General features: G+C 65.1%; 13 protein-coding genes. 2 read left to right on the forward strand and 11 right to left on the reverse strand.

The genetic code is table 11. The features are described from left to right. Positions 1–96: 96 nt before the first annotated feature. The 4 genes from M3465_RS16565 to M3465_RS16580 are packed head-to-tail and all read right to left on the reverse strand — an operon-like array spanning position 97 to position 5,387. Positions 97–1,269: a glycosyltransferase gene (locus M3465_RS16565; protein ID WP_249502811.1), complete on the reverse strand. Its 1,173-nt coding sequence runs from the start codon at positions 1,267–1,269 to the stop codon at positions 97–99. Next, the gene (locus tag M3465_RS16570; protein WP_249502812.1) at positions 1,266–2,207 is read right to left on the reverse strand and encodes a glycosyltransferase family 2 protein; all 942 of its coding nucleotides are present in this window, start codon (positions 2,205–2,207) and stop codon (positions 1,266–1,268) included. Before M3465_RS16570 ends, M3465_RS16565 begins: the two co-directional genes overlap by 4 nt. Then, a complete protein-coding gene (locus M3465_RS16575) occupies positions 2,179–3,339 on the reverse strand; it encodes a glycosyltransferase (protein ID WP_249502813.1) in 1,161 nt (386 codons plus the stop codon). The genes M3465_RS16570 and M3465_RS16575 overlap by 29 nt, the downstream gene beginning before the upstream one ends. Next, positions 3,336–5,387, reverse strand: coding sequence for an HAD-IIB family hydrolase (locus M3465_RS16580; RefSeq protein WP_249502814.1), 2,052 nt, complete (start codon positions 5,385–5,387; stop codon positions 3,336–3,338). Before M3465_RS16580 ends, M3465_RS16575 begins: the two co-directional genes overlap by 4 nt. Positions 5,388–5,531: 144 nt before the next feature. Here M3465_RS16580 and M3465_RS16585 point away from each other — a divergent pair, with 144 nt between their 5' ends. After that, positions 5,532–6,338 (forward strand): sulfotransferase family protein, encoded by an 807-nt coding sequence (locus tag M3465_RS16585; RefSeq protein WP_249502815.1) that lies wholly within the window; start codon positions 5,532–5,534, stop codon positions 6,336–6,338. A gap of 716 nt (positions 6,339–7,054) precedes the next feature. Here the strand turns inward: M3465_RS16585 and M3465_RS16590 are convergent. The 6 genes from M3465_RS16590 to M3465_RS16615 are packed head-to-tail and all read right to left on the reverse strand — an operon-like array spanning position 7,055 to position 12,309. Further along, positions 7,055–7,639, reverse strand: coding sequence for an alpha-ketoglutarate-dependent dioxygenase AlkB (locus M3465_RS16590; protein WP_249502816.1), 585 nt, complete (start codon positions 7,637–7,639; stop codon positions 7,055–7,057). 14 nt (positions 7,640–7,653) lie between these two features. Continuing rightward, on the reverse strand, positions 7,654–7,809 hold the full coding sequence (locus M3465_RS16595) for a hypothetical protein (protein WP_249502817.1): 156 nt from the start codon (positions 7,807–7,809) through the stop codon (positions 7,654–7,656). Further along, positions 7,806–9,128, reverse strand: coding sequence for an amidase (locus tag M3465_RS16600; protein ID WP_249502818.1), 1,323 nt, complete (start codon positions 9,126–9,128; stop codon positions 7,806–7,808). The genes M3465_RS16595 and M3465_RS16600 overlap by 4 nt, the downstream gene beginning before the upstream one ends. Then, complete coding sequence (locus M3465_RS16605) at positions 9,121–10,539, reverse strand: TRAP transporter large permease (RefSeq protein WP_249502819.1); 1,419 nt, start codon at positions 10,537–10,539, stop codon at positions 9,121–9,123. Before M3465_RS16605 ends, M3465_RS16600 begins: the two co-directional genes overlap by 8 nt. Then, a complete protein-coding gene (locus M3465_RS16610) occupies positions 10,536–11,120 on the reverse strand; it encodes a TRAP transporter small permease subunit (RefSeq protein WP_249502820.1) in 585 nt (194 codons plus the stop codon). Before M3465_RS16610 ends, M3465_RS16605 begins: the two co-directional genes overlap by 4 nt. A gap of 58 nt (positions 11,121–11,178) precedes the next feature. Next, on the reverse strand, positions 11,179–12,309 hold the full coding sequence (locus M3465_RS16615; RefSeq protein ID WP_249502821.1) for a TRAP transporter substrate-binding protein: 1,131 nt from the start codon (positions 12,307–12,309) through the stop codon (positions 11,179–11,181). 853 nt (positions 12,310–13,162) lie between these two features. Between M3465_RS16615 and M3465_RS16620 the strand changes: the two genes are divergently transcribed. Next, the gene (locus tag M3465_RS16620; protein ID WP_249502822.1) at positions 13,163–14,191 is read left to right on the forward strand and encodes a replication initiator protein A; all 1,029 of its coding nucleotides are present in this window, start codon (positions 13,163–13,165) and stop codon (positions 14,189–14,191) included. A gap of 5 nt (positions 14,192–14,196) precedes the next feature. Here M3465_RS16620 and M3465_RS16625 read toward each other — a convergent pair whose 3' ends face one another. After that, complete coding sequence (locus M3465_RS16625; RefSeq protein WP_249502823.1) at positions 14,197–15,636, reverse strand: glycosyltransferase family 4 protein; 1,440 nt, start codon at positions 15,634–15,636, stop codon at positions 14,197–14,199. Between the last annotated feature and the right edge of the window lie 22 nt (positions 15,637–15,658).

The following is a 15,658-nucleotide window of genomic DNA, read 5'->3' on the forward strand; positions in this document are numbered from 1 at the left end:
TGCCTTCTTGGGATTCTTCTTTTTCGTATCTTACGGTTGGCGACCCACCTTCATGCAAGACCCGAGATTTCCAAGTCAGTCCTTTGACAAAAAGTATTAACCCGCAATCTTGCGCTGGCGATCGAGCGTTGCAACCGACCTTGGCGCAAGCCGCAGCTGCAGTGAGGAGAAAGCAGCTGTCGCTGCGGGCGCGGCGCGGGCCGACATCGCGCTGGCATAGAGCGTCTCGAACCGTGCCACCATCCGGGAGAGGGTGAAGCGCTCCATGACCCGCTCGCGCGGCAGGTGGGGCGGGATGCGCAGGGCATGCCGCAGCGCCTCTGCCAGGGCTTCGGGCGTGTCGTCTTGCGCGATGGCGCCCGCCTCCCCGATCACCTCCGCCGCCGCGCCATTGCCGAGCGCGGCCACCGGCAGGCCCGTCGCCATCGCCTCCACGGCGGCAAGGCCGAAGGGCTCTTCCCAGAGCGGGGTGAACATCAGCGCCGAGGCTTGCCCATAGGCACGGGCGAGATCCGCGGCCGGCAGATGGCCGAGATGGCGGATCCGCGCGTTCAGATGGGGGGCGATCTCGTCTTCGAAATAGTCGCGATGCTCGATCACGCCGCAGATCGCCAGCGGGATATCCGCCAGCCTTGCCGCCTGCACGGCCAGATGCGTGCCCTTGGTCGGCGTGATGCGCCCCGACCAGATCGCCGAGCCGTCGCCGCCGGGGCGGAAGGGCCAGGCCTCCGGGTCGATCCCGTTATGCACCGCGAAGGCGGTCTCCGGCGCGCCGTCCGGCCACCAGATGCCGCGCTGGCGGCGCGAGGTGACGGCGGAGAGGTTCCAGGGCGCGGCGCTGTCCTCCACCGCGCGGCGCAGCGCGCCGAAGGGCGGGATATGCAGCGAGGTGACCATCGCCAGCCGCCGCTCCCGCGCAAGACGCGGGATGAAGCGATGCAGGCAATTGTTGTGGATCACATCGAAATCGCCCTCCAGCAAGAGCCGACCGGCCCGTGCGAAACAGGCATCGAGATGATCGTTCAGCGCATCGGTGCCGTGATAGTCGTGCCACGGAAACCGGCGGTCGTAATGCTCGTCCAGGATCGGCAGCAGATCCACCCCGCCGGGCAGCCCCGCGCGGCTGTCGCCGCTGGCCAGCAGCGTCACGCGATGCCCCGCCGCCGCCAATGCGCGCGCCAAATGCCAGGTGAACGCCTCCATCCCGCCCTTGAAGGGCGGTGCGATCGGGTGGCGCACATGGGCGACGATCGCGATGCGCAGGCTCATTCGGCGGCGATCCGGCCCTGCGCCTCCAGCCGCCGCAGCACCCGCGCGGTGTTGGCGTAGGGCATGTGCGATTGCTGCCGGCAGAGCGCGAAATCGGCCTCGCCGGGTTCCCGCGCGACTTGAAGCTCTCCGTCAACCTCTTCGATCAAGCCCATGGTGCGGAACGCATAAAGCCAATGCTCCATCGTCCGGTGCCCCCATTTGGAGGCGAAGATCGCGGTGTTTCGCAGGATCGAGGGGATGTGATGGATCGGCGGCATGCAATGGGGGTGATGCTGGTGATAGACGCAAGCCCCCTTGGCCCAGTGGATCTCCATGCCGATCTGATGCAGCTGGCGGCCGAAATCGGTATCCTCGCCGCCATAGCCCACGAAGCGTTCGTCGAAACCGCCCGTGCGGTCCCAGTCGCTGCGGTGCATGGTGAAGTTGAGCGACCAGAAACAGCGGTAATCCTCGCAGCGGCGCAGCCCTTCGGGGGGCGGGCCCTGCCGGTCGGAATGGCGCTCCGCAACGGCGCGGAAATCGGCGTAGCGCCAATCGCCCGTAGCCGCGCCGGCGGGCAGATAGGCGACCTCGCCCATGATGAGCCCGCGTCCGGGCTGCGCATAGCGGGTGTAATCGGCGATCAGACCGGGATCCGGGATGCAATCGACATCGAGAAAGACCAGCACATCGCCCCGCGCGGCCTCCGCCACGGCGTTGCGCGCCCGGGCCAGCGGCAGCTCCTCGCCCGGAATGCGGATCTGGCGGATGGGAAAACCGGTCTCGGGCAGGTCTTCGTAAAGCGCATCCTGCATCACCCCGATGACCAGTTCGGCCGGCGGCACGCTTTGCCGTGTCAGGCCCAGCACCACGTTGCGCAGGTGATCCTCGCGCCCGCGGGCGATGGTCAGGGCGCTGGCTTGGCCTTCAGCCGGGGAATTGAACGAGACGGTCATTCTGTTCTCCTTTGTCGTGATGGTCGGAGGGGGCCAGCCGGGCGATCAGCGCCTCCAGCCAGCCCGCCGCCTTGCCGGCGGCATCCGGGTCGATCAGGGCGCGTTGGCGGGCCGGGTCATGATCCGAAAGCGCGGCCTCCAGCGCGGCGCGCCAGTCCTGAACCGACGACGGCAGATGCGGGCAATGATGCGCCGCGCCCGCCGCGGCCAGCGCCTCGGCCTTGGCGACCTGTTCGTCGAAATAGCGCCATTCGGGAATCGCCACCCACGGCTTCGCCGCCGCGAGGATCTGGTGACAGGTGCTGTTGCCGGTGGAGGCAACGACGATATCGGCGGCGGCGAGGTAATCCTGCGGCGCCTTTACCCAGCCGTCATGGCGCAGGTTGTCCGGCTCGGTCGCATGCCAGTCGGGCGCGATCTGTCCGATGGTGATCCAGTGCAGCTCGGGCGTGGCGCGCGCGCCCACCGCGATGGGGGCAGAGGCAAAGCCCGCTCCGCCGCCGCCCGACATGACCAGAACGATCCGCGCCTCAGCCGCAATTCCCAGCCGCGCCCGCGCGGCGGCGCGGTCCGGCAGATCGGGCGCAACGCCCAGACCCCCGGCAAAACAGGTCTTCTCGCGCATGGCGGCGGTCCAGTCGGGTTGCGCCAGCGCCTTGGCGCAGGGCGCAAGCAGCCCCGCCGCGCCGTCATAGGCGGCCCGGTGCCCCGGATCGCCCCGCCGCCCGTGTTGCAGCACCTTGACATGCGGCACCGAACAAAGCCGCGCCAGCTGCGCGATCTCGGCCGAGACATCGCAGATCATCAGCGCGGGATCCGCGGCATCGAACCAGCCCGCCAGCGTTGCCATGGCGCGGCGGATGCCGGGCCAGCCCAGCGGCGCGCAATGCACGGTGTCGGGCGGCGCGGTGAAATCATTGAGCCGCTCCTGCCCTGTCGGCTCGAAAAGCGAAGGCAGCTCGACCATCTCCACCGGACGCTCCCAGCGCGGGAAGATATCGGTGCGCGCGCAAAACACCGTCACCGGACGCTCGCGCGGCAGCGCGTTCACCAGCGCGGCGCAGCGCGCGGCATGGCCCCGCCCCTGGTGGTGGACGAAATAGCCGATGGGCTGGCGGGCGCGTGCCATCATTGCGCGGCTTCCAGGCTCGGCTGCGCCTGCCCCGCCGCGAGCCCGAAATGGCCCAGCCCTTCGAGCACGCCGCCGGCATGGGGCCGCTCGGCGTAATAGACATTGTCGCTGGTTAGCCGGTCCAGCAATTCGGGCAGCGCGTTGCCCACGACGATGGCGCGGCCCGCGCGCTCCAGCATATCGAGATCGTTGCCGCTGTCTCCGGCGACGATCACGTCGCTTGGTGCCAGCCCGAGCCGTTCGGTCACATGCGCCACCGCCGCGCCCTTGCCGCCCTGCGCCGGGATCACGTCGATGAGCCGGTCATGCGAGGCCACGACCCGTGCCGCCAGCCCGACCGCCTCGAGATGCCGCGCCAGCCGCTCGGCCTCCGCGCCGGTGCCGACGCCGCTGAGCTTCCAGCGACGCTGCTCGACCTCCGCCTGAAACGGCAGGCCGAAGGCGCGCATCGCGCGCAGGGTGGCGGCGCGGTCCCAATCCTCGTCCAGCCTTGCGGCATAGCGCGTATCAAGCGTGAAGGCCCCCGAGCCGCAACGGCGGTAGATCTCGGTGCCGACCGAAGCGATGAAGATCTCGGGCGGCGGCACGTTCCATTCGCGCAGCACCCGCCGCGCCTCGACGATGGAGCGCCCGGTGGCGACGGCGAAACGGGGCCGCGCCGCACGTTGCCAGCCCATCAGCGCGCGCAGCCCCTCGGTGCAGCCGGTGAGCGTGCCGTCGATATCGCTGACCAGCAGGCAGGGAGCGGCGGGGACAGCGGGGGCGGGCCGGGCGCTGGCCTCGCGGTAGATCTTCTGCGCCTCGCGCGCCCATGCCGTCCAGTCGTAGCGCCAGATATTGCCCCGCCCGGCCCGCGCCGCGCGGTCCCATTCGGCCGCGTCCGTCAGCAGCCCGAGAATGGCCTCTCCGATCCCGGTCTCGCAGGCCGGATCGACGCAGCGCCCATGGCCGAGCGTCGCCACGATATCGGCCGGCCCGCCATTGCGCGTGGCCACCACCGGCAGCCCGTTCGCCGCTGCCTCCAGAACGGTCAGCCCGAAAGGCTCGTGCAGCGCCGGGTTGACGAAAACACCCCGCGTGCGGGCGGCGAAGGCGTAGAGCGCCTTGACCTCCGCGCTGTCATGCGCCGGCGGCAGGGCGGCCCTGCCGGCAAGGCCGGGCGCGGAGAGCGCGCGCGTCAGATCGCGCAGGACACGGGCGCCTTCCTCTTCGCGCGCGCGGTGCTGGCCGGCGAGGATGACGAGATTGGCCTTGTCCTGCAGCGCCGGGCTGGCGGCATAGGCCCGCGCCAGCGCGGCGAGGTTCTTGCGCGAAACGGGCCGCGCGATGGCCAGGATCAACGGCTTTTCGGGATCGTCCAGATGCGGGGCAAGAAACGCCCGCGCGGCCGCGTGATCGGGCCGCGGCGCCAGCGTCACCCCCGGAGAGACGCGATGCACCCGCCGCTCCAGCCCGACCCCGTAGGCCGCGACCTGCCGCTCGCCTTCGTCGCGCGAGGAGACGATCACCGCATCGGCCTCATCGAGCGCGGCGCGCTCCTGCTCGATGCGGGCGGCCAGCACCGGATCGCCCTGCCCGGCCCCCAGGCATCCGCTCTTGTCGATGCCGAGCGAATGGGGCGTGTAGACGAAGGGGATGCCGAACGCGGCGCGCGCGGCGCGGGCCAGCAATGCGGCATCGGCGAAATGCGCATGGATCAGGTCGGGCCTTTGCCGCGCATCGCGCAAGCTCTCCAGAAACGCCGCCTCCAGCGCGGGCAGCTCGGCCGCCAGTGCCTCCTTGGACAGATAGCCGGTATTGGCGGTGCGCAGCCGGCGGATGGTGAATTTCGGCCCGACCCTCTGATGCGCGCGCCCATAGACCTCACCCAGTTCGGGCACGTCGAAGGCGCGGGTGACCAGCTCCACCGCCGATATGTCGCGCCGCTCCGCCTGCGCCTGCGCCGCGCCCAGGATATAGGCGATATGCCCGCCGGTATCCTCGGTCAGCCCGTAGGGCACGTCGGGGGCGGTGATGCAGCCGCCCAGGGCGATATGCGTAATCTTCACGTCGATGCTCCTTGAACGGAGTATCAACCACGATAAGGTCCCTGATGTTCCTATCGAAAAGATCATTTTCGGACCCGCTGGACCTTCCCGCGCCGCGCCCTAGACTCCCGCTGTCGGAACGGAACCGGCCGGGGGAAGAGGCCCATGCGAACAGAGGATGCGGATCGCGGCGCGGGGCGGGACAGGCCCCGCTATCTCTTCATCGGCGGGCTGCACCGCTCGGGCACCTCGCTGACCGCGCGGCTGGCGGCGGAATTGCCAGGCGCGGGCGGCATCACCGGCGCGCCGGTGCCGGAGAACGAGGGCGTCTACCTGCAGGGCGCGATCCCGCATACCGCGCTGTTGGGCCGGCCGATGCAGTTCGCCACCGATCCGGCCGAGCATCTGACCGAGGCCCATCCGCTCAACACGCTGGAGACGAAGCTGCGGCTGGAGCGCGACTGGGCGCCCTGGTTCGAGGACGGCCTGCGCTGGCGGGTGGAGAAATCGCCGGTCAACCTGACCCGCACGCGGCTCTTGCAACAGCTTTTCCCGCTATCGCAATTCCTGATCGTGCTGCGCCATCCCGAGGCCGTGGCGGCCTCGGTCGCGGGCTGGACGCCCCGCCCCCGCCCCGATCTGATCGATCACTGGATCGCCGCGCATGAACGGCTCAAGGCCGATCTGCCCTATCTGCATGCCTGCCTGGTGCTGCGCTACGAGGACATCACCGCCGATCCCGGCCGCGCCCGCGCGCGGATCGCCGCGTTCCTGTCGCTGGACGCGGACGGCGCGGGCGGCGAGCCTGTCACCGATGGCAACGCGCAATATGCCGGCACTGACCCGATGAGCCCGGCGCAGGCCAGCGCCGCCGCGGACTGGGGCTATGCCCCCGGCCTGCGCTGCGCGCCGTGGCCGGGCCATGTCCGGCACCCGCTGCGCGCCGTGCTCCAGGCGGTGGAGCGGGCTTGAGCGTGGTTCAAGTATTCGCTCGGCAGGCTTCACTGTAAAAATTGGCATGATGCGGAATCCTTACTGAGCATAAAGTCTCTGGAAAACTCAGGCTCTTTGACTGTTACCTGACACGAAATCCTTTTTTCGCCCTCAATCTGCGTGACACCCAATACAGCGGACATGGTGGCCGTATGGCCCTCGTAAACCCTTGGATTCCGCGCTGTCTTACGCGACGGGTTCCATTGTCATGCGCTCCAAAAAAACCGTTTCAAGCTCCGCCGGAAGGCATCCCGCCTGCCCCGTCGCAGGCGCTTGGGCCAATGCGGGGGGCGCGGAGCATGAAGAGGCCGGAACCTCAGTGCGGCAGATCGGCAGGATATCGAGGATCGGACGAATGGTCAGGGATTTTGGCCTGCGCCACAAAGCGTCTCGCCCACGCCATTTGAACAAGGTCCCATATCTGCCCGTCTTAAAATCCGTAGCTTTCAAGACAAGCATCGATCAGCGCAGCCGGTTTGCCTGCTGTAACGCGAAACCGGCGCAAAATGCCGCCAGAGGTTTTTCTGCGGGTCCGCTTGAAAAGTTATGACTTTCGCAGCGTATGCGGCGCAGACGGCCGCGATCGGACAGGCAAGACGCTCTTGGTAAAGCGCAACACGAGATGCCCCGCGGCAGATTGCCGATACCTTGATGTGTCGATGCCTTCGTCTTCGATCCCGAGGTTCGACGGACGGTCACCCCTCGAGCCGTATGGTTCGGAAGGTCAGGGAAAGGCGGCGGGCGCGGGGATGTTTACGTCCGGCCACGGTGTCGTTCTTCCGTGCGGCGATGCCATGGGTCCAGTCGTGCCGCGCCGCGCCGCACATCACCAGAAGGCTGCGAGGTGGTAGGGGCAGATCGATCCTTCCCGCACCGCATCGTTCGGCAAACCGCATCATGCAGGCCGAGAGCAGGCTCAGAGATGCGATGGTGTCGCCGAAACATGGCTGGCAATCGACATGGGCCGAGATGCCCTGCCCCGGCATGTATTCATTGACGATGACCTGATCCGGCAAGGCCGCAAAATGCCCCTCCGTCGTCATCCGTTCCACCAGACACCCGAAAGGTTCGGGCCGCGGGCCAAGACGATCGCCCCGCCGGACACGCCGAGCCCGGTAGTCGTAGCGGTAGCCGTAATGCTGCACGCGACGTTTCAGATCGTCTTGCCAGGGCTGAGCATCAATCCACCGGACGAGCGCATCGGCCTCGGCTTGCGAAATGTAGCGGTGATGGCAAATCAGCCCGTCCGGACTGTCAGGCGGAAGAAGGGAAAGCTGCAAGGCCGTCCCGCCGATTACTTCCTGCCCGAGGAGGTGGCCAGGTCATAGGCCGCCAGCCCCAGCGTCAGCAGGGCCACGGCGATGAGGTCGGGGCTGGGCACCTTGATAACCAGGATGCCGACAAAGCCCGCCAGCACGGCGAAGGCGATGAGGGCCATGATGCGGTTCATGTCGTTTCTCCCGCGCTTTGGGTCCAATCGTAGAGCCATTGCGCGCTGCGAAGCAAGCGGGCATCGCCGCCGCGCGGCCCGACGAGCTGCGCACCGAGCGGCAGGCCATCCGCCTCCAGGATCGGCACGGTGACGGCGGGCGTGCGGCAGAGCGTCCAGAGACCGTTGAAGATCGAGTCCCCCGTCGTCTCCAGCCCCGGCGCGGGGCCGAGCGCGGCGGGACACAGGATCGCGTCGCAGCGCGAGAACACTTCATCCAGCGCGGCATTGAGCACATCGGGCCAGTCGAGCGCGGCGATATAGTCGCCCGCAAGAACCTGTTTGCCCTCCGCCATCGCCTCGCGCACCGCGTCCCCTATGCCGCGCCGCCCGTCATAGCGGTGAAAGCAGCGCGCCATTTCGGCGATGTTGATGCGATAGCGGATATCGGCGGCCTCGTCGAAGAGCGCCGGGAGGGTGAATTCGAAGGCCTGCTCGCCCAGGGCTTCGGTGAGTTCGGCCAGCGCGTCCTTCGTCTCGGGCGCCGCGCGGTCCCAGGCGGGCGGGCGCAGCACGGCGAAGACGGGCGGCAGCGGTGCGCCCGCGTCCACGGTTTTCAGCAAGTGCGGCGGCGGCATCGGCACGCCCGCGCGTTCGGGCGCGAAAAGCGTTTCGCAAAGCAGCGCGGCCTCGCGCGGGGTGGCGGAAAAGACGCCCACCGTGTCGAGGCTGGGCGATTGCGCCAGCACGCCGCGCCTGGAGATCGCGTCGAATGTCGGCTTGAAGCCGGTCACGCCGCAAAAGGCCGCCGGGCGGATCACCGACCCGCCGGTCTGCGTGCCCACGGCCAGCGGCGCCATGCCCGCCGCGACGGCTGCCGCGGAGCCCGAGGAGGAGCCGCCCGGCGTGCAATCGAGATTATGCGGGTTGCGCGTCTTGCCCGGTGTCATGAAGGCCAGTTCCGCCGTCACCGTCTTGCCCAGGATCAGCGCGCCGGCCGCGCGAAGCTGGCGCACCAGTTCGGCATCCTCGGAGGGCACGCGGCCCGCATCGACGGCGGTGCCGTTCTCGGTCGGAATGCGCGCGGTGTCGATCACGTCCTTGAGCGCGACGGGCAGCCCGTGCAGTGGGCCGATGGGCCGCCCTGCCCTGCGCTGCTTGTCGAGCATCTGGGCTTGCCGGCGCACATAGTCGGCATCGAACCAGCAGAAGGCACCGATGTCGCCGTCGGCTTCCTCGATCCGGGCGATCTGCGCCTCGGCCACATCGGCCGCCGAGATCTCGCCGCGCGCGACGCGGTCGCGCAGGGCAACGGCATCCGCCGCAGGGGCATCAGCCATAAAACAGCTCCGGCAGGTAATAGACGATCTGCGGGAAGACATACATCAGCACCATCGACAGGATGACGCAGACGAGGAACGGCAGGCAGCCGGCGAAGATCTCGGTCAGCTTGACCTGCGGCGGCGCGATGCCCTTGAGGTAATAGGCCGACATCGCCATCGGCGGGGTCAGGAAACTGGTCTGCAGGTTGAGCGCCACCAGCACGCCGAAGAAAAGCGGGTCGATCTCGAAGATGAGCAGCAGCGGCAGGAAGATCGGCACGAAGATGATGATGATCTCGGACCATTCCAGCGGCCAGCCCAGCAAAAAGATGATGAGCTGCGCCAGGATCAGGAACATGATCGGCGTGAGGTTCAGCGATTGCACGAATTCGCTGATCACATGCTCGCCGCCCAGATAGGAAAAGACCGACGAGAAGGTGTAGGAGCCGACGAAGAGCCAGCAGACCATCGCCGTGGTGCGCACCGTCAGATAGACGCTTTCGCGCAGGCGCTGCCATGTCATCGCGCGGTAGAGCACCGCCAGAAGGATGCCGCCGAGCGCGCCGATGGAAGCCGCTTCGGTCGGGGTGGCGAGGCCGAAGAGGATCGAGCCCAGAACCGCCAGGATCAGGAAGGCCAGCGGCAGGAAGGATGTCAGCATCATCATCGCCAGCTTGCCGCCCGGCACGTCGGGGATATCCTCCGCGGTGGGCCTCGGCGCAACGCTGGGCTGCAGGATCGACCGGCCCACCACATAGACGAGGTAAAGCCCGGTCAGCGTCAGCCCCGGCAGCAATGCGCCCGCGTAAAGCCGCACGATCGACACGTTGGAGGCCGCCGCATAGACGATAAGCATGATCGAGGGCGGAATGAGGATGCCCAGCGTGCCGCCGGCGCAGATGATGCCGGAGGCGAAACTGTGCGAATAGCGCGCCTTGAGCATCGCCGGCAGCGCCAGCAGCCCCATCAGCGTCACCACCGCGCCGACGATGCCGGTGGCGGTGGCGAACAGCGCGCAGGTGATGAGCGCTGCGACCCCCATGGAGCCCGGCACGTTGCGCGAGGCGATGTTGAGCGTGTCGAACAGGCGCGTGACGATATTGGCCCGCTCCACGATATAGCCCATGAAGAGGAAAAGCGGCACCGCCGTCAGCACCTCGTTCGACATCACCGTGTAGGTCTGGTTCACGAAGAGGTCGAATATCCGGTTGTTGAACAGCCCGTCTATCCAGAGGCTCGTGCTGTCCCACCAACTGGCCGTTTCGGCATCGAGCCGGTCATAGGCGCGCCACATGCGGCGTTCGTCGAAATAGGCGTAATAGCCGAACCCGATGCCCATCGCCATCAGCGTGAAGGCGATGGGAAACCCCAGGAAGACAAAGACGATGAACAGGCCCAGCATGAACAGGGCGACCTGCGGATCGGTCATGGATGGGCGTCCTTTTCTGCCTCTGCGGCCTTCTGCATCAGCAGATCCTCGGTTTCGAACACGTCCTCATCCGCCTTGAGCCAGACGCCCGTGCGGATGCAGTGGATACAGCGCATCACCTCGGCGATGCCCTGGATGAAGAGCAGGATGCCGGCGGCGACCATCGCGGTCTTGAACTGGTAGATCGGGATGCCCGCCGGGCTGTTGACCGACACCTCGCCGTAAGCCCACGACCGGTCGGCGTATTTCCAGCCCGCCAGGATCAGCGCCAGCACGCCGGGAAAGAAGAACAGGAAGTAAAGCACCAGATCGACCCGCGCCTGCCAGCGCGTGGACCAGAGCCGGTAGAGGAAGTCGCCCCGCACATGGCCGCCCCGCGACAGCGTATAGGCACCGCCCATCATGAAGAGCGTGCCATACATGATAAAGGACACATCGAGCGCCCAGACGGTCGGGCTGTTGAAGAGGTAGCGCACCACCACCTCGTAGCCGGTGCCGACCGCCATGAAGATGATCAGCCACGCGAACGCCTTGCCGAACCACGCGGAAAGGGCGTCGGCGAAGCGGATGTAACTCAGCAAGGTTTCGTCCCTCCCCAAGGGTGGGGCCCCTGCCCTTTGCGGGAAGGGGCCGCTTGCATCACAGGTTCAGCTTGCCGGGGAAGTAGTGCTCGTAGGCGAGCTGGTAGTCGGGCGAGTTCATCAACTCGTAATAGACCACCTGGTCCACCCATTCGCGCTGGCTGTCGAGGCATTTCTTCATGAAGGGATCCTGCTCCAGCTCGGGGATGAGCGCGTCCCAGGCGTCGAGCTGGGCGGCGAGGATTTCCTCGGAGGTGCGCTGCACATCCACCCCGGCCTCGTCGCGCAGATAGGCCAGATCGGCCGAGTAGCGCCGCGCCGCCTTGGCGACATTCGCGGTCGAGACCGCCTCGACGCCATGAATGAGGATCGCCTTGAGATCGGGCTCCATGTCCTCGAGCGTGAGCCCGTTGAACAGGAACTCGAAGCTCTCGGACGCCTGGTGATACGACGACAGGATATAGTTCTTGGCCACGTCCTGCGCGCCGAAATCGCGGTCCGAGGAGGGGTTGTTGAACTCGAACGCGTCGATCACGCCGCGCTCCATCGCCGGAACGATCTCGCCGCCGGGAAGCTGCGCCACGGACATGCCGAGCTTGTTCATCAGATCGGCCGCAAGCCCCACGGTGCGATACTTGAAACCGTCAAGATCGGAGACCTTGCTCACCGGATCCTTGAACCAGCCGAAGGGCTGGGCGGGCATCGGGAAGGCCATGTAGCCATCCACGTCGAGCCCCATGATGTCCTGCGTCAGCTCGTCGTAAAGCGCCTTGCCGCCGCCCTCGTAGAACCAGTTCATCATCGTGGTGGCCGAGCCGCCGAAGACCGGCCCGGTGCCGAAGAGCGAGGCGGCCTTGTTCTTGCCGTACCAGTAGACCGGCACGTCATGGCCGATATCGAGCAGCCCGTCATTGACCGCATCCAGCACCTGGAACGCCCCCACGACCGCGCCGGCCGGCAGCAGGTCGATCTTGAGCCGCCCGCCGGCCATGGCCTCGACGCGGGTGACGTAATCCTGCGCCATCTCCTGCCAGATGTTCGAGGACGGCCAGGCCGTCTGCATCTTGAGCACCATCGGCGATTGCGCCAGCACCGCCGGCGCGGCCAGCCCGGCGACCCCGGCCGCACTGCCGCCCAGAGCGGCCTTCTTCAGAAAGGACCGGCGGCCCATCTTGTCGGAATTCGTCATTCTTTACCTCCCAGGAACCCGGATCTGCGCAGCACGCAAGCGCGCATGATCGGCATCTTCAAGCCCGGCCGAACTCCTCCCGACCGGGCAGCGACACGGTTTCACCGCAATACGAAAATATCAAGGGAAAACCGAAGATTCGCGAACAGGTGTCGCGCTGAAAGCAGTTCCAACAGGCTACCATGGACAAGTGTGTATACTCCCTTCATCCGCCCCGAATTTTTGCTGTTTTTACGTTGAGGTGAAGGAGGCCCAAGCCGTTGCGAGCTTGATCGAGGACAGCCTGTCGACTGATGACTTCGCAGGGGTCTTCAAGTTAGCAATTTAAACACAAGACGAATGCTTGGTTCAGCCAACGAACCATAAAACCATACAACGCAATCAAGCCGTTCCGATCCGTCGTCAAACCGTTGATATCCGACTCTTTTCCCTGCCTGTTCCGGTCCCCGAGGGCCGGGGCGACCGTCTTTCCGGAGGGCCGGTTTCGGCCAAGGGGGGTGTTAATATGTGTTATAGTAGTGTTACGCCTTCCCAGAAGCCGGTTTTTCCCAGACATTTCAAACCCCTGCAAACACCCCCCGTGTGTAAAGTGGTGATTCACCGTGTGTAAAGTGGTGATTCTGCGTGTGCAAAGTGGTGATTCCCGAATCGATCCCGCGCGCCCCGCGACATCTGCGCGATAACCCTTTGACGCGACTCGCGAATTCCGCTCGTTCCGTGTGTGAAGTGTCGAAAGGCTCGTGTGTGAAGTGTCGTTTTGCCCTTGGCGTGTGTGAAGTGTCGTTGTAGGGTCGTCCGTGTGTGAAGTGTCGAAGCCGGTCCCGATACCGGCACCGCGTAAAAAGGACCGCCCATGAGCACCGCCTATCCCCTGCTGCCCGACCGTCACCCGCAGGGCGATTTCTTCGTCTGCGACATCCTCGATGCGGCCCCCAAGGGCGACATGGGCTCGATGGAACATCCGATCTTCTCGCTCTCGACCAAACCCGACACCCGGCCGCGCAAATACGAGCACAACGGCGTCACCATCGAGATCAAGCCCTCGGTCGACGGACTGGCCACGGTGCACGACCGGGACGTGCTGATCTACTGCATTTCGGCGCTCATCAAGGGCATGAACGAGGGCCGCGAGCCGCAGCAGGTGATCCGCTTCCATGCCGCCGACCTTCTGAAGGCGACCAACCGGATGACCACCGGGCGCGGCTACAACCTCCTGAAGGCGGCGATGGAGCGGCTGGCGGGCACGCGGATCTCGACCAACATCACCACCGGCGGGCAGGAGATCTTCGAGACCTTCGGCCTGATCGAACGCGCCCGCATCGTGCGCGAGACCCGCGACGGGCGGATGCAGGAGGTCGAGGTCAAGCTCAGCGACTGGGTCTTCAACGCGATCCGCGCGCAGGAGGTGCTGACGCTGTCCCGCGAGTATTTCCGCCTGCGCAAGCCGCTGGAGCGGCGCATCTACGAGCTGGCGCGCAAGCATTGCGGCCGCCAGAAGGAATGGCGCGTCTCGATGGAGGTGCTGCAGAAGAAATGCGGCTCCGGGTCGACCTTGCGCGAGTTTCGCCGCCTGGTGATGACCATCGCCAAGGAGGACGAGGAATACGGCCACATGCCCGATTACGAGATCCGCATCGACGACGCGCGCGACCAGCTGATCGCCCGCAGCCGCGGCACGGTGGGCGCCGATTACGCCGCCCCGCTGGACATCCCCGCGCTCGATCCGGAGGTCTACGACATGGCCCGCGCCGCCGCCCCCGGCTGGGACGTGCGCATGATCGAGGCCGAATGGCGCGCCTGGGCCGGCGAGGTGCCGCGCAACCCAGAAATGGCCTTTCTCGGCTTCTGCCGCAAATGGGCCGAACGGCGCGGGGCGCCCTGAGCGGATCAGGCAGGTCGCTGAACCGCTGTCAGTACATCGCGCGCCACATCGTCCCAGCTGCGAAGGGTAGAATGCGCGATTTTGAGTTCCAACTTCTTCCGAAGACCCTCTTCGACGAGCATTCGATATATCGTTGAGGTAATCGAAGAGATCGAATTGGGGTCGAAATAGAGTACCAGATCGCCGCCCACCTCCGGTAAGGATCCCGCGTTCGAGACCACAGCGGTCTTGCCATAGCTGAGGCTTTCGCCCACCGGCAGCCCCCAGCCTTCGACGAAGCTGGGCATCGCGGTGAAGAGGCAGTTGCGATATAGGAAATCGAGCTCCTCATCGGACGGACTGGTTATCAGTTCGACCCAACCGTGAAGATTGCCTGATGCTGCCATCCACCTTTCGAAATCCTGATTGAGCCAACCCGGGTTGCCGACAAAAACAAGACGCGGTAGTTCGATATCGTCTTTCTGGCGCAGCCTGTCCCAGGCCTGCGCTAAGCCCCACATGTTTTTCCTGGTTTCCATAGTGCCTACACAAAGCACATAGGGGCGTTTCAACAGGCTGCGGATCTTGTCATCAATAAGGACGTTTTTCGTCAGTTCAGGATAGGTTTCGGTATCCACCGTAGTGGTTTGGGAACGCTGCACTTCCGGCGTGGAGATCGGTAACCCGGCTACAGCAAGAGGCACTACATCGATCGTTTGCGTTTTGCCGTAAGTTTCCAGAAAAATTCGCAAGTCATGTGCCGTTGCCTGCGAGTTCGCAAGATACCGGTCAGCATATTTGGTTGTTTCCAACAACCAATTGTGAAAGCGTAAGGATTGGGTAGAACCTGAAATGAATTCAGGAGCGTTTATTTGAATAAGATCATGGATAAGGAGATAACAAAAAATACCCTGCGCTTGTGCTTTCTTCAATGCACTTGAAGGAGCAGAGCCGGCGGCGTCCGCCAATATGATACAATCACCGGATTTTGCAATTTTTGAAAAATCGGTGAACGGTTCTTTGCGTGAATTGGAAAGGTTCTGGGATTTTGGCGCCTTTTTTGAAGCCCGCCAAGCATCAAGCGTGGAATGACGTTTCTCGAAGTGCCGATGATTGCCGACCAGAGCGTTCAGATTTCGAATGGCTGTATGTACAGATCTCTTCAGAGGTTTTTGAGCATATCTTCCCAATGTCGGTCGAGGGCGGAGGCCCGGTTGAGTGCGAAAAAGTGCGGCGCGAAGTGTTTCGAGAGGTAATATGCTTCCTGCGGGCGCCGCTGCGTCGTATGATATGGCACGATAGGCATTCGACTTATCGTCCTGAAAAGAAATATAAATTTTGTCCTTTCCGATCCGATGTGCTACATGCTCGATCAGCATGATAGTGACTCTCTGAATGCCGGAGAGTTGTCGTTCATTCTCAAGGTAGGACCGTAGATTGGTCACATCAAAAAAGATACGCTGCACGTCGAACTCCTCAATCTTCAGG

The organism is Marivita sp. GX14005, from assembly GCF_023370775.1.
Lineage (GTDB): Bacteria > Pseudomonadota > Alphaproteobacteria > Rhodobacterales > Rhodobacteraceae > Marivita.